Source organism: Burkholderia paludis (genome assembly GCF_000732615.1).
Classification (GTDB): Bacteria; Pseudomonadota; Gammaproteobacteria; order Burkholderiales; family Burkholderiaceae; genus Burkholderia; species Burkholderia paludis.
The window spans coordinates 43,915-58,661 of sequence record NZ_JPGL01000065.1; the positions used below are offsets into that span (position 1 = coordinate 43,915).

The following is a 14,747-nucleotide window of genomic DNA, read 5'->3' on the forward strand; positions in this document are numbered from 1 at the left end:
TTTGAATATTGCTGTAGTGGAAGGGGCGTGACGAACAGGCGCGATGCCCGATGCAGCGAGGCGCCACGCCCGATTCGACCGATCAAATGCAACGGGACGCCGGTGATACGACGATTCGCGCGACGCAGTCCGCGCGGACAGGATGGCGCGCTCGCTCCGCGACACGACAACGTGTCGACCGGGTGCGGGTACGGGAGGCGCTGCCTGAATACATGCTTCGCGCCACGAGCGGGGTCGTTCGGTGCGCGGCGGCTTAACGAGGATAACGATGAAAAAGATTCTGATTGTGTTCGGGACCCGCCCGGAGGCCATCAAGATGGCGCCGCTGGTGCGCGCGCTGAAGGCGCAGGCGGATGTCGACGCCAGGGTGTGCGTCACCGCGCAGCATCGGCAAATGCTCGATCAGGTGCTGACGCTGTTCGACATCAAGCCCGACTACGATCTCAACGTAATGCGGCAAAGCCAGACGCTGACCGACGTGACGACCGGCATTCTTCAGGCGATCGGCGTCGTCTTCGACGAATTGCGTCCGGACGTCGTGCTGGTGCACGGCGATACGACGACCACGCTCGCGGTGAGTCTCGCGGCGTTCTACCGCTATCTTCCCGTCGGGCACGTGGAGGCCGGTTTGCGCAGCGGCGACATCTGGTCGCCGTGGCCGGAGGAATTGAACCGGCGCGTGACCGATGCGGTGTCGTCGTGGCATTTCGCGCCGACCGGGCAGGCGCGCGACAACCTGCTCAGCGAGGGCGTACCGGGCGGGGCGGTCGTGCTCACGGGCAATACCGTGATCGACGCGTTGCACGAGGTCAAGCGCATGCTGGACTGCACCGCCGCGCTGACGGAGCGGGTCGCCGGGCAGTTTCCGTTTCTCGATCCGTCGCGGCGCGTCGTGCTGATCACCGGCCATCGCCGCGAAAGCTTCGGCGAACCGTTCCTGAATTTCTGCGACGCGCTGTGCCTGCTGGCGAGCCGCTATCGCGATGCGCAGTTCGTCTATCCGCTGCACATGAATCCGAACGTGCGGGAACCGGCGCGCGCCCGGCTCGGCGGCGTGCCGAACATCTACCTGATCGAGCCGCAGGAATATTTATCGTTCGTATTCCTGATGTCTCGCGCGCACTTCATCATCACCGATTCCGGCGGCATTCAGGAAGAGGGGCCCGCACTGGGCAAGCCGGTGCTGGTCACGCGCGAGACGACGGAGCGGCCCGAAGCGATCCAGGCCGGCACCGCTCGGCTCGTCGGCACCGATCCCGAACGGATCGTGCGGGAGGCGTCGCGCCTGTTCGACAGCGAGAGCGCCTACGAGGAAATGGCGCGCGCGAGCAATCCGTACGGCGACGGTCACGCGAGCGAGCGGATCGTCCACGCGCTGATGCGTACGCCCGGGGTGACGACGAAGACGACGAGCTTTTCGATGGGGGGCGCGGATTTGCCGTACAACGCGCTCACGCGCGGGTTGCAGGCGCTGCGCTCGCCGTAAGCGGGGTGGCGCGGCAGCGTTGCCGGGGCCGTACGGTGCGGTCGCACGCGGCCCGGTCCGTTCGCGAGGACGGATGCGCGTTCGTGTGCCCCCCGGAACGCGTTTCCCTTCCTGGTTCGGTCCTCGTCGAACGCCCGTTCCGTCGTGTCGTGCGCCGCACCGGTACGTCGACGGATGCCGGCCCCGGCATCTTCCCGAATGCCCGTCCGGGACGTGGTTTCCCGCCCCCGGGGAGCGCTCGCCCCCGAGCGCCGATCGTCCGTCGCGACGCATCCGGCGCGGCGGCGCGAACCCGCAACGGTTCGGTTAAAGTTGGAGCCTGACTCGATCCCCCTACGATTCCGGCCCCGGAGGCGATGTCGACGCCGCCCGGGGCGGGCGCGCAGGCGGCGCTATCCGGCCGGCATTCGCTGGCAGTCCGGACAGGGCCGCGTTGCCTGGGCGACGGTTTGCATGCCGCACAATTCGAATCCCCACACGGCGCCCGTTGTGCGACGCGGGCGCCTCGACCAGGAGGTGAACGATGATCACGCTGACCGTCAACGGCAGCGAGCAGCACTTCGACGGCAATCCCGACATGCCGCTGCTCTGGTATCTGCGCGATGTCCTCGGCCACACGGGCACGAAGTTCGGCTGCGGCATGGCGCTGTGCGGCGCGTGTACCGTGCATCTCGACGGCGTCGCGATCCGCTCGTGCATCACGCCCGTCGTGGCGGCGTCCGGCAAGCGCGTGACGACGATCGAGGGCCTGTCGGCCGACCTGACGCACCCGCTGCAGCAGGCGTGGCAGGAACTGAACGTCGCGCAGTGCGGCTACTGCCAGTCCGGGCAGATCATGCAGGCCGCGTCGCTGCTGAAGACGAATCCCCATCCGAGCGATGCCGACATCGACGATGCGATGTCCGGCAACATCTGCCGCTGCGGCACCTACACGCGCATCCGTGCTGCGATCCGGCTGGCGGTGCGGCGCGGAGGTGCCGCATGAGCGCGTCAGACCTCTCCGTTCACAACGAAAGCCGGCGCGCGCTGCTGCTCGGCTTCGCTTCCGGCGGGCTGCTGCTCGCGTTCGGCGTGCCGTCGCTCGCGCGCGCGGCCGCGCCGGTGCAGCCGCCCGTCAGCGCGAATCCGCAGTACGGCGGCGCCGGGATGCCGCACGGGTTGCGCGACGATCCGCACCTGTTCGTCGCGATCGCGCCCGACGGGACCGTCACCGTCACCTGCATCCGCTCGGAGATGGGGCAGGGCGTGCGGACGAGCGTCGCGCTGGTGGTGGCCGACGAACTGGGCGCGGACTGGGCGCGCGTGAAGGTCGAGCAGGCCGTCGGCGACGAGCCGCGCTACGGCAACCAGAATACCGACGGGTCGCGCAGCCTGCGCCAGAGCTTCGCGGCGCTGCGCCGCGCCGGTGCGGCCGCGCGCACGATGCTCGAACAGGCCGCGGCAATCGAATGGGGTGTCGACGTGGCGCGGGTCAAGGCGACGGTGCACGAAGTCGTCGACACGCAGGGCGGGCGCGCGCTCGGCTTCGGCGCGCTCGCGGCGAAAGCGGCCGCGTTGCCGGTGCCGGATACCCGGACCGTCGCGCTGAAGGCGCCCGCCGAATTCCGCTACATCGGCAAGGGCAGGACGGCGCTGATCGACGGGCGCGACATCGTGGGCGGCCGCGCGCGCTACGGAATCGACACGCGGGTCGACGGCATGCTGTACGCGGTCGTCGCGCGGCCGCCGGCCTACGGCGACACGGTGGCCTCCTTCGATGCGTCGGCCGCCGAAAAGCTGCCGGGCGTCGTCAAGGTCGTGCAGCTCGCGTCGACGCCGCTGCCGTCCGGCTTCCAGCCGCTCGGCGGCGTGGCCGTCGTCGCGCGCGATACGTGGACGGCGATCCAGGCGCGCGCGCAACTGAAGGTGGACTGGCGGCGCGGGCCCCACGCGACCTACGATTCGGCCGCGTATCGCAAGACGCTCGAAGCCGCGGCCGCGCAGCCGGGCGACGTGATCCGCAACGACGGCGACGCGGCGGCGGCGCTCGCCGGCGCCGCGACGCGCGTGCGCGCGACGTACTACATCCCGCATCTCGCGCACGCGACGATGGAGCCGCCGGCGGCCGTCGCGCGCGTGGCCGACGGCCGCTGCGAGGTGTGGACCTGCACGCAGGCGCCGCAAACCACGCACGACGAGGTCGCGAAGGCGCTCGCGTTGCCGGCGGAGCACGTGACGGTCAACGTGACGCTGCTCGGCGGCGGTTTCGGCCGCAAGTCGAAGCCCGACTACGTGGTGGAAGCCGCGCTGCTGTCGAAGGCGGTCGGCGCGCCCGTGAAGCTGACCTTCACGCGCGAGGACGACATCGCGCACGACTATTTCCATGCGGTGTCGCTCGAAGCGTTCGACGGCGGGATCGATGCGGCGGGGAAGGTGGTCGCGTGGCAGCATCGCACGGTCGCGCCGTCGATCCAGTCGACGTTCCGCGCGGGTGTCGTGCACGAGCAGCCCGGCGAACTCGCGCAAGGGATCGCGGACCTGCCGTTCGCGATTCCGAACGTACGGATCGAGAACCCGGCCGTGGAAGCGCACACGCGGATCGGCTGGTTCCGCTCGGTCTACAACATCCCGCACGCGTTCGGGATCCAGAGCTTCGTGTCGGAGCTGGCGCACGCGGCCGGCCGCGATCCGAAGGATTTCCTGCTCGAACTGATCGGGCCCGCGCGGCGCTTCGAGCCGCACATCACGGTGAAGAACGTGAACTACGGCGAGGACCCGGCGCTGTATCCGGTCGATACCGGGCGGTTGCGGCGGGTGGTCGAGACGGTCGCGCGCGAAGCCGGCTGGGGGCGCAAGCTGCCGAAGGGGCACGGGCTCGGGATCGCCGCGCATCGCAGCTTCGTGTCGTACACGGCGGCGGTGTGCGAGGTGCAGGTCGATGCGGACGGCAGGATCGCGGTGCCGCGCGTCGACATCGCGATCGACTGCGGGCCGCAGGTCAATCCGGAACGCGTCCGCTCGCAGCTCGAGGGCGCCGTCGTGATGGGGCTCGGCATTGCGCTGCACGGCGAGATCACGTTCAAGGACGGCCATCCGGAGCAGGGCAACTTCAACGGCTTCCAGGTGCTGAGAATGAACGAGGCGCCGCGCGAGATCCGCGTGCATCTCGTCGCGCCGGACGATTTCGCGGCGCCGCTCGGCGGCGTGGGCGAACCGGGCCTGCCGCCCGTCGCGCCGGCGCTGACCAACGCGATTTTCGCGGCCACCGGCACGCGCATCCGCACGCTGCCGGTGGGCGGTCAACTCGCGAAGCCGCAGGCGAGTTGACGCACAATAGGCGCCACGCCGGTCCGCATCGTGCGGCCCGGCCCGCATCAACCCCCGAACAAGGAGCGTGACGTGGCCTTATCCGATGTCAGTGTGAAGCAGTCGGTTTCCCCCGCCGAATGGAATGCACGGGTCAATCTGGCGGCCGCCTATCGCCTCACCGCGATGTTCGGCTGGGACGATCTGGTGTTCACCCATATCTCCGCGCGCGTGCCCGGCCCGGAACATCATTTCCTGATCAACCCGTACGGCATGATGTTCGACGAGATCACGGCGTCGTCGCTGGTGAAGGTCGATCTCGACGGGCGCAAGGTGTCGGAATCGCCGTACGAGATCAACCCGGCCGGCTTCACCATTCACAGCGCGGTCCATGCGGCGCGCGACGACGCGCTGTGCGTGATGCATACGCATTCGATCAACGGCGTCGCCGTGTCGGCGCAGGACGCGGGCTTGCTGCCGCTGTCGCAGCAGTCGCTCGGCGTGCTGGCGTCGCTCGGCTACCACGACTACGAAGGCATCGCGCTCAACGAGGACGAGAAAGCGCGCCTCGTGCGCGACCTCGGCGGCAACACCAACCTGATGCTGCGCAACCACGGGCTGCTGACCGTCGGCGCGACGCCGGCCGACGCGTTCGTCGCGATGTACTTCTTCGAAGCGGCCTGCATGATCCAGGTCCGCGCGCAGGCCGGCGGCTCGGCGCTGCGGCCGATCGCGCAGCCGATTCTCGACGGCATCCGGCAGCAGATCGCCGCGGTCACGCGCGGGATGGGGGCCGGCGCGCTCGTCTGGCCCGGACTGCTGCGCCGGCTCGACCGGCATCATCCCGGCTACGCCGACTAGCTCGACCGTCGTTGTCGTTTGCGAACGACCGTGCTAAATTCGTGCCGGCATAGGCAGTCACGCAACCCTTCATTCGGCTGACGAAGCCGGCACCCCGGGAGGCAGCACGATGAGCTTGTTGATGTCGCGACGCGATCTCGCGTTCCTGCTGTATGACTGGCTCGACGCCGAAGCGCTCGCCGCGCTGCCGCGTTACGCGGAGCACGGTCGGGAGACTTTCGACGCGGTGCTCGACACCAGCGAGCGGATGGCGGAGGCGCTGTTCGCGCCGCATGCGGCGCGCGGCGATCGCGAGGAGCCGCATTTCGACGGCGAACGCGTGACGCTGATCCCGGAGGTCGCACCGGCGGTGCGGGCCTTCGCGGACGCCGGGCTGATCGCCGCGGGCCATGACGAGGCGCTCGGCGGCATGCGGTTGCCGAAGCTCGTCGAAGCCGCGTCGTTCCTGTACTTCCAGGCCGCGAACATCGCGACGGCCGCGTATCCGTTCCTGAGCGCCGCCAACGCGAACCTGCTCGTCGCGCATGGCAGCCGCGCGCAGATCGATGCGTTCGCCCGCCCGGAGCTGGAAGGGCGCTTTTTCGGCACGATGTGCCTGTCCGAGCCGCAAGCCGGCTCGTCGCTGTCCGACATCGCGACGCGCGCGGATTTCGAATGCGACTCGCCGCTCGGCCCGCGCTATCGGCTGACCGGCAACAAGATGTGGATTTCGGGCGGCGAGCACGAGCTGTCCGAGAACATCGTCCATCTCGTGCTCGCGAAGATTCCCGACGAACACGGCCGCTTGCAGCCCGGTACGCGCGGCATCTCGCTGTTCATCGTGCCCAAGTACCTGCCGGGCGCCAGCGAAGGCGCGCGGGGCGAGCACAACGACGTGGTGCTCGCCGGGCTGAACCACAAGATGGGCTATCGCGGCACGACCAACTGCCTGCTGAACTTCGGCGAAGGCACGCGCCACCGTCCGGAAGGGCGGGCAGGCGCGATCGGCTATCTGATCGGCAAGCCGAACCACGGCCTCGCGTACATGTTCCACATGATGAACGAGGCGCGCATCGGGGTCGGCGCGGGCGCGGTGGCGCTCGGCTACACCGGTTATCTGCATGCGCTCGACTACGCGCGCAACCGGCCCCAGGGGCGTCCGCTCGGGCCGGCCGGCAAGGATGCGGCGGCGCCGCAGGCGCCGATCGTCGCGCATCCCGACGTGCGTCGCATGCTGCTCGCGCAGAAGTCCTACGTCGAGGGCGGTCTCGCACTGATCCTGTATTGCGCGAAGCGGGTCGACGAGGTCCGTGCGCATGAAGACCCGGAGGTGCGCGCCGATGCCGGGCGCCTGCTCGACATCCTGACGCCGATCGCGAAAAGCTGGCCGTCGCAGTGGTGTCTCGCCGCGAACGACCTCGCGATCCAGGTGCACGGCGGCTACGGCTATACGCGCGACTACGCGGTCGAGCGGCTCTACCGCGACAACCGCCTGAATCCGATTCACGAAGGCACGCACGGGATCCAGGCGCTCGACCTGCTGGGCCGCAAGGTCGCGCAGGACGATGGCGCGCTGCTGCGCGCGCTCGATGCGCGAATCGAGGCGACCGTTGAACGCGCGCGGGCGCCGGATGCCGGCACGCGCGAGTTTGCCGATGCGCTGGCGCGGCGTTGGGCGCGGCTGGGCGACGTCACGCGGCAGTTGGGCGCGATCGACGAGCCGCCGGCGCGGCTCGCGAACGCGAGCGTCTATCTGGAAGCGTTCGGCCATCTCGTCGTCGCCTGGCTGTGGCTCGACGTGACGCTCGCCGCGCATGGGCACGACGGCGATTTCCACGACGGCAAGCGTGCGGCGGCCCGCTATTTCTTCCGCTGGGAACTGCCGAAGGTGGACGCGCAGCTCGATCTGCTGTCGAGCGTCGACACGACGACGCTCGAGATGCGCGACGCGTGGTTCTGAACGTCGCATCGCCAATCCCCGGGAATGCGGAAGCAGTTCGCCGCTGCCGCTTCCGGCGGTATCGCGTACTTGTCGTGAACCGGCCGCGCGCGGTTGATCCGCAGGCCACATCATCGATGCCCGGCGAGGCCGGGCAAGGAGACGGAAACGCATGAAAGCCCTGTTGTGTAACGCATTCGGCCCGATCGACAGCCTGCGCATCGAGGACGTGCCGCTTCCCGAACCGGCCGCCGGCCAGGTCCGGATCCAGGTGAAGGCGGCGTCGCTCAATTTCCCCGACGCGTTGATCGTCCAGGGGCTGTATCAGGTGAAGCCGGCGCTGCCGTTCGCACCCGGCGCCGAATTTGCCGGCGTGATCGACGCGATCGGCGAAGGCGTGACCGCGTGGCGGCCGGGCGATGCCGTGGTCGCGTTTACCGGGCACGGCGGGTTCGCGGAGCAGTGCGTGGCCGACGCGCGCCAGATCGCCGCGCTGCCGCCGGGCATGACGTTCGAGCAGGGCTCGGCGCTCGTGCTCGCATACGGTACGTCGCTGCACGCGTTGCAGCAGCGCGCGCGGCTGCAGGCCGGCGAGACGCTGCTCGTGCTGGGCGCGGCGGGCGGTGTCGGGATCGCGGCGATCGAGATCGCGAAGGCGCTCAGCGCGCGCGTGATCGCGGCGGCGTCGAGCGCGGACAAGCTGGCGCTGTGCCGCGAAGCGGGCGCCGACGACACGATCGACTATGCGACCGAGGACCTGCGCCGCCGCGTGGACGAACTGACCGGCGGGCGCGGCGCCGACGTCGTCTACGATCCGGTGGGCGGGGCCTATAGCGAAGCGGCGTTGCGTGCGACCGCGTGGCGCGGCCGGTTCCTGGTGGTCGGCTTCGCGGCCGGGGAGATCCCGAAGATCGCGCTGAACCTCGCGCTGCTCAAGGAGCGCGACATCCTCGGCGTGTTCTGGGGCGACGCGGTGCGGCGCGATCCCGCGCAGCATGCCGCGAACATGCGCCAGCTTGCCGAATGGTTCGCGGCGGGCAAGGTGCGTCCCGCGATCACCGAGCGGGTGGCGCTGGCCGGTGCGGCCGACGCGATCGCGCGCATGGCGAACCGGCAGGTGAAGGGCAAGGTGGTGATCCTGCCCGGTGCGTGATCCGGGCGTGCGTCGGGCCGCCGACGCATGCCCGACGCAGGTTCAATCCTTCGGCAGACGCAGCGTGTCGAGCGCGTGCTGCGAAAACTCGACCCAGAAGCGCTCGTTCGCGATGCCGGCCTGCAACACGAGGTGCTGAAGGCGCTTCGCGCGCGAATCGGCCTCCGCCGAAAAATCGCGCGCCTCGATCTGCAGGTACAGATCGAGTTTCTCCTGATGAAGGGCGATGCGTCGCCTGATCTCGTCCTCAAGGCCGGCCGGGCCGAGCACCGCTTCCGCCCGCAGACGCACCATCAACGCTTCGCGCAGCGGCGTCGGATCTTCCTGTTCGGCGATCCAGCGCCGCAACTCCTTCTTGCCGGCCGGCAGGATCCGGTACGCGCGTTTGCGGCCGCGCCCCGATTCGGCTGGCAGCGATTCGATCCAGCCCGTTTCCTCCAGGCGGCCCAGTTCGCGATAGATCTGCTGATGGGTCGCCTGCCAGAAATAGCCGATCGAGCGGTCGAAGCGATCGGCAAGCTCGGACCCCGAGCCGGGGCGTTCGGCGAGCGCGGTGAGAAGGGCGTGGGGCAAGGACATGTCGGATCGGAGGCGGCAGCGCAATGCCCCGCATCTTGCCATATCGCGGTCGCGGCGCAAACGCGCAAGCCTGTTTATGCAACATGTTGCATAAACAAATGCGGCGAGCTACCATCCGTGCAACTTGTTGCATAAAAAATGGAGACGCCCCATGACTGCCCGCTATCCGCATTTGACGACCCCGCTCGAACTCGGTTTCACGTCGCTCAGGAACCGCGTCTTGATGGGGTCGATGCACGTCGGCCTCGAGGAGGCGCCGAACGGCTTCGAGCGGATGGCGGCGTTTTACGCGGAGCGCGCGCGCGGCGAGGCCGGCCTGATCGTCACGGGCGGCTTCGCGCCGAACGAGCGCGGCCGTCCGGCGCCGGGCGGCGCGATGCTGACGACCGAGGCGGAAGCCGAGCGCCATCGCGTCGTGACGCGCGCGGTGCATGCGGAAGGTGGCAGGATCGCGCTGCAGATCCTGCACTTCGGGCGCTATGCGTATCATCCGGCGCTCGTCGCGCCCAGTGCGCTGAAGGCGCCGATCAACCCGTTCACGCCGCATGCGTTGAGCGGCGATGAAGTCGACGAGACGATCGCCGATTTCGTCCGATGCGCGGCGCTGGCGCAGCACGCGGGTTACGACGGCGTCGAGATCATGGGCTCGGAAGGCTACCTGATCAACGAATTCATCGCCGCGCGCACGAACCATCGCGACGACGCGTGGGGCGGCGCCTACGAGCACCGCATCCGCTTCGCGGTCGAGATCGTGCGGCGGGTGCGCGAGCGCGTCGGCGCGAACTTCATCGTCATCTACCGGCTGTCGATGCTCGACCTCGTCGAAGGCGGCTCGACGCTGGCCGAGGTGATCCGGCTCGCGCAGGCGATCGAGGCGGCCGGCGCGACGATCCTCAATACCGGCATCGGCTGGCACGAAGCGCGCATCCCGACGATCGCGACCAAGGTGCCGCGCGCCGCATACGCATGGGTGACGCGGCAACTGAAGGGCAAGGTCGGCATCCCGCTCGTCGCGACCAACCGGATCAATACCCCGGAAGTCGCCGAGCGGCTGCTCGCCGACGGCGATTGCGACATGGTGTCGATGGCGCGGCCGTTCCTCGCCGATGCCGAATTCGTCCGCAAGGCGCGGGAAGGGCGCGCGGACGAAATCAACACGTGCATCGGCTGCAATCAGGCGTGCCTCGACCATACGTTCAGCGGCCGGATCACGTCCTGCCTCGTGAATCCGCGCGCCTGCCACGAAACCGAGCTGGTGATTCGGCCCGCGCAGCAGCGCAAGCGGATCGCGGTGGTCGGCGCGGGGCCGGCGGGCCTCGGCTTCGCGGTCACGGCGGCCGAGCGCGGCCATGCGGTGACGCTGTACGAAGCCGCCGCCGAGATCGGCGGCCAGTTCAACATCGCGAAGAAAGTGCCGGGCAAGGAAGAGTTCAACGAAACGCTGCGCTATTTCCGCCGGCAGATCGAACTGCGCGGCATCACGCTGCACGTGAACACGCGCGCGACCGCCGGGACGCTGCTGCAGGGCGGGTTCGACGAAGTGGTGATCGCCACGGGCATCGTGCCGCGCACGCCGCCGATCGACGGCATCGGGCATCCGAAGGCGCTCGGCTATCTCGACGTGCTGCGCGACGGCAAGGCGGTGGGCGACGACGTCGCGATCGTCGGCGCCGGCGGAATCGGCTTCGACGTCGCGGAATACCTCGTTCATCGCGGCGACGGCGAGCGTGCCGACGCGCAGCAGTTTTTTGCCGAGTGGGGCGTCGATCCGTCGTATGCGAACGCCGGCGGCCTGGGCCGGGCGCGGCCCGAACCGGCGGCGCGGCGCGTGCATCTGCTGCAGCGCAAGGCGTCGAAGGTCGGCGACGGGCTCGGCAAGACCACCGGATGGATCCATCGCACGGCGCTGAAGGCGCGCGGCGTCGGGATGTCGTCGTCGGTCACGTACGGGCGCATCGACGACGACGGCTTCCACGTGACGATCGACGGCGTCGAGCAGACGCTGCCGGTGGACCACGTCGTGATCTGCGCGGGGCAGGAGCCGCTGCGCGAACTGGCGGTGCAGCTCGAGGCCGCCGGGCGCAAGGTCCACGTGATCGGCGGTGCGTACGAAGCGGCGGAACTCGACGCGAAGCGCGCGATCCACCAGGGCACGACGCTTGCCGCGACCCTCTGACACCGATCCGGTGTTTTTCCGTCCGACGAGACAGGAGACTTCGATGACGCATTCACCGCAGCACCTTCAACCCGCCGTCGCGAAATCGCTCGACGCGTGGCATGCGATGATCGAGCGCAAGGACTTCGGCGCGCTGGAATCGATCGTTCACCCGGACGCCGTGTTCCGCTCGCCGATGGCGTTCGGGCCGTACGGCCCGGCGCCCGCGCTGCTGATGGCGCTGCGCACGGTGATCACGATCCTCGAGCATTTCACGTATCACCGCCAGTTCGTCACCGACGACGGCCGCAACGTCGTGCTGGAGTTCAGCGCGTCGGTCGGCGACAAGGCGTTGAAGGGGATCGACATGATCCGCTTCGACGACGACGGGCGGATCGTCGAATTCGAGGTGATGATCCGGCCGTTCAATGCGCTGCAGGCGCTCGGCGCGGCGATGGGCGCGCGCCTCGGGCAGCAGTTGCCGGCGTTCAAGGTCGGCGGCGGCGCGCAGTAGCGCGGCCCGCCGCCGCGTCGCGTCACGCGCGCGCCAGCCGCTCGACGAACCAGTCGCACACGAACGCGGTGCGCTCGGACGCGTGGTTGTAGATCGTATGCTCGCCGTCCGGCCAGACCTTCAGCGTCGCATCGCCGGACGTCGCGGCGTCGAGGAACGGCTGCTGGTCGTCGAGCCGGATCAGCGGATCCGCACCGCCGTGCAGGACCAGCAGCGGACACGCGATGCGATCGTGTTCGGGCGAGAAGCGCATGCGCGCGAAGTTCGCCGCGACCGCTTCGGGATCGTCGTTGCCAAGCATCGCCGCCGCCTGTTCGACGAACGTGCGGAACGGCAGCAGCGTCGGCGCGGCCAGCGCGCCGTTCACGCAACAGGCCGCGATCCGCCGGTCGCCGGCGGCGGTCGACGCCGCCCACAAGCCGCCGATGCTGTTGCCCCAGATGCCGATCGGCCCGGCCGCGCGGCCGGCCAGATGATCGACGAAGCGCTGGTAGGCGGCGCGCACGTCGACGTCCACGAAGATCCGCTGTTCGAGCCGCGTCTCGCCCTGGCCGGGCCCTTCGGCAAGCAGCGTGGCGATGCCGCGCGCGGCGAGCGCGCGCGCGATCGGCCAGTACGCGAAGCCCCATCCGCTCTGGCCGCCGAACACGATCACGGTGCCGCGCACGCGTTCGGTCGGCGGTCGCACCAGCCAGCCGATCAGGTGCGCGTCGCCGAACGGGACTTCGACCCGTTCGATCCGCTTGTCCGACCAGCGCGCGAGGCCGTGCGACGCGTCGACGAGCCGCGCATAGAGCGCGCGCTTGCGCGGTTCGTCGTGGTTGAACGCCATCTGCGCGAACAGCAGGTTCGCGATGGCCATCGCCTGCGCGTCGGCGGCCGTGACCAGGTGGCCGGCATCTGCCGCCTGCGCGGCGCGCCTGAGTTGCGCGTCGGCCAGCGCTTCGGCCGCGACGTCCCACGGTTCGCCGGCCGACGTGCGTGCGTGCAGCGCGATCGCGTCCGCGTAGTCCATCCCGCAATCGAGCAGGCGCGTGACGGGCATCGCGCGCTGCAGCGACAGCGCGAACGGTGACAGTTCGGTCGTCATGCGTAAATCTCCTTCATGAGGCATGGGTGACGTCCGCCGAAGCCGCGGACCAGTGCAGTGTGTCGCGCAGCGCATCGACGAGCGCACCGAGGTCGCGCAGGTCGGCCACCGAACCGAACACGATGAAATCGGGGCGCCGGAGATACGCGGCGATGCCGTGCGCGTTCATGAACGCGTGCTGTTCGCCGTCGAGATCGACCACCGCGTCCGGCGCGCATACGTCGTCGGCCAGCACGGCCACGTGGCAGCCGAGCCGGGCGAGGAACGCGCGTTGCGCGTCGTCGAGATGGCGGGACGGATGCTCGCGCGTGACGAGCTGGAACCCCTGGCCGACGACGTCGTCGAAGCGGCCCTCGGCCGCGCCGCGCCGTGCGCGCCCTTGCGGAGCCGGTGCGCCGGTCGCCGGCAGCAGCGTGCCGTCGGATTCGGCATGGACGATGCCGTGGGCGATCTTCGGGAACGGCGGCATCGGCGGCATGGTGCCGCTGCGGAACGCCGCGTCGCGTTCCGCCACCTTGCGCGGATCGTCCTCGTTGACGACCTGCCCGAGAAACAGCGACATCTGCGTGATCGCGGTCACGTGCGGGCGCCGCTCGGCCTCGTAGCTGTCGAGCAGGTCGGCGGACGCGCGCCCGCTCAGCACCAGGTCGAGCTTCCATCCGAGGTTGATGCCGTCGCGCATGCCGGAGCACGCGCCTTGTCCCATGTACGGCATCATCGTGTGCGCGGCGTCGCCCGCGAGCAGCACGCGGCCGACGCGCCAGCGTTCGGCCATGCGCGTCTCGAACGTGTAGACGACGTGGCGCAGCAGCGTCAGGTCGTCCGGCCCGTAGCCGTAGTGATCGTGGAGCCACTTCCAGCCGGCTGCTTCGGTTTCCCAGTCGGCCGTCGATTCGTTCGGCAGCACGCGCAGCTCGAAACGCGTGCGCTTCGTGCCGATCGGCATGTGCATGTACGCGCGGGCCGGATCGCAGTAGATCGTCGTGCGCGAGCAGGCGTCGCCGAGCTCGCGCCGGTTCTCCGAATCGAGGTTGAGCCAGCGCTCGTTGTAGCCGAAATCGGAGCGTTCGATGCCGAGCGTGCGGCGCACGAAGCTGTTCGCGCCGTCCGCGCCGATCACGTAGCGCGCGCGAATGGTGCGCGGCTGGCCGGTCCATTGCGCGTCCTGACCGCCGCGCCACGGGTGGGCGGTGAGCGTCACGCCGTCGTCGTCCTGCTGCAGCGTCTCGACTTCCCAGCCGCGCAGGATCGTCACGTTCCCGAAGGTGCTGGCGCGTGCGTCGATCGCATCCTCGATGTCGGGCTGGTAGATCGAGATATGGGCGGGGTAGCCGCACGCGCGGCCGGTCCAGTTCAGTTCCAGCAGCAGGTCGCCGTTCGCGTCGCGGTAGTGGTAGGTGTCGACGGCCTTCGCGTGGCGCAGCGCGTGATCGACGTCGGCGCTGGCCTGCACGATGCGCGCGGTTTCACCGTCGATGTGCGTGAGGCGCGGCAGGCCGTAGGGCGTCGGCCAGCGCTCGAGCACGATCACGCGATGGCCGGCGCGGCCCAGCATCGAGGCGGCGACGAGGCCGGTCGGGCCGTAGCCGACGATGGCGACGTCGCAGGGTTCGACGTTGCCGTCACAGTGGGCGCTCGGGGCGGAATTCATGTGGGTTGTCTCCATGATGGGTTCGTTTTTTGGGGTGGGGTGCGTCGGGGTCAGC

Annotated in this window: 11 protein-coding genes; 8 read left to right on the forward strand and 3 right to left on the reverse strand. The window is 69.5% G+C overall.

Annotated elements, in window-relative coordinates; genetic code table 11:
* Positions 1-268 precede the first annotated feature (268 nt).
* The 6 genes from wecB (at position 269) to GQ56_RS0131315 (ending at position 8,703) form a co-directional block, all read left to right on the forward strand.
* Entirely contained in the window at positions 269-1,486 is a 1,218-nt protein-coding gene (wecB, locus tag GQ56_RS0131290) for a non-hydrolyzing UDP-N-acetylglucosamine 2-epimerase (protein WP_031402402.1), read from the forward strand.
* A 523-nt stretch (positions 1,487-2,009) separates the two neighbouring features.
* Positions 2,010-2,471 (forward strand): (2Fe-2S)-binding protein, encoded by a 462-nt coding sequence (locus tag GQ56_RS0131295; protein ID WP_031402403.1) that lies wholly within the window; start codon positions 2,010-2,012, stop codon positions 2,469-2,471.
* Positions 2,468-4,792 (forward strand): xanthine dehydrogenase family protein molybdopterin-binding subunit, encoded by a 2,325-nt coding sequence (locus tag GQ56_RS0131300; RefSeq protein ID WP_031402404.1) that lies wholly within the window; start codon positions 2,468-2,470, stop codon positions 4,790-4,792. Before GQ56_RS0131295 ends, GQ56_RS0131300 begins: the two co-directional genes overlap by 4 nt.
* A 72-nt stretch (positions 4,793-4,864) precedes the next feature.
* Positions 4,865-5,632 carry a class II aldolase/adducin family protein gene (locus GQ56_RS0131305; protein WP_031402405.1) on the forward strand — a complete coding sequence of 256 codons (768 nt, stop codon included), beginning with the start codon at positions 4,865-4,867 and terminating at the stop codon, positions 5,630-5,632.
* Between the two features lie 109 nt (positions 5,633-5,741).
* The gene (locus GQ56_RS0131310; RefSeq protein ID WP_031402406.1) at positions 5,742-7,571 is read left to right on the forward strand and encodes an acyl-CoA dehydrogenase; all 1,830 of its coding nucleotides are present in this window, start codon (positions 5,742-5,744) and stop codon (positions 7,569-7,571) included.
* Between the two features lie 151 nt (positions 7,572-7,722).
* On the forward strand, positions 7,723-8,703 hold the full coding sequence (locus GQ56_RS0131315; protein WP_031402407.1) for an NADPH:quinone oxidoreductase family protein: 981 nt from the start codon (positions 7,723-7,725) through the stop codon (positions 8,701-8,703).
* A 42-nt stretch (positions 8,704-8,745) separates the two neighbouring features.
* Here the strand turns inward: GQ56_RS0131315 and GQ56_RS0131320 are convergent, their stop codons facing one another.
* A complete protein-coding gene (locus GQ56_RS0131320; RefSeq protein ID WP_031402408.1) occupies positions 8,746-9,282 on the reverse strand; it encodes a PadR family transcriptional regulator in 537 nt (178 codons plus the stop codon).
* A gap of 151 nt (positions 9,283-9,433) precedes the next feature.
* Here GQ56_RS0131320 and GQ56_RS0131325 point away from each other — a divergent pair, with 151 nt between their 5' ends.
* Both GQ56_RS0131325 and GQ56_RS0131330 read left to right on the forward strand, forming a co-directional pair.
* Positions 9,434-11,458, forward strand: coding sequence for an NADPH-dependent 2,4-dienoyl-CoA reductase (locus tag GQ56_RS0131325; RefSeq protein ID WP_031402409.1), 2,025 nt, complete (start codon positions 9,434-9,436; stop codon positions 11,456-11,458).
* Between the two features lie 43 nt (positions 11,459-11,501).
* On the forward strand, positions 11,502-11,951 hold the full coding sequence (locus GQ56_RS0131330; RefSeq protein WP_031402410.1) for a nuclear transport factor 2 family protein: 450 nt from the start codon (positions 11,502-11,504) through the stop codon (positions 11,949-11,951).
* Positions 11,952-11,973: 22 nt separating this feature from the next.
* Here the strand turns inward: GQ56_RS0131330 and GQ56_RS0131335 are convergent, their stop codons facing one another.
* Both GQ56_RS0131335 and mhpA read right to left on the reverse strand, forming a co-directional pair.
* Positions 11,974-13,041 (reverse strand): alpha/beta hydrolase family protein, encoded by a 1,068-nt coding sequence (locus GQ56_RS0131335; RefSeq protein ID WP_031402411.1) that lies wholly within the window; start codon positions 13,039-13,041, stop codon positions 11,974-11,976.
* A gap of 13 nt (positions 13,042-13,054) precedes the next feature.
* Positions 13,055-14,692 (reverse strand): bifunctional 3-(3-hydroxy-phenyl)propionate/3-hydroxycinnamic acid hydroxylase MhpA, encoded by a 1,638-nt coding sequence (gene mhpA / locus GQ56_RS0131340; protein WP_031402412.1) that lies wholly within the window; start codon positions 14,690-14,692, stop codon positions 13,055-13,057.
* Between the last annotated feature and the right edge of the window lie 55 nt (positions 14,693-14,747).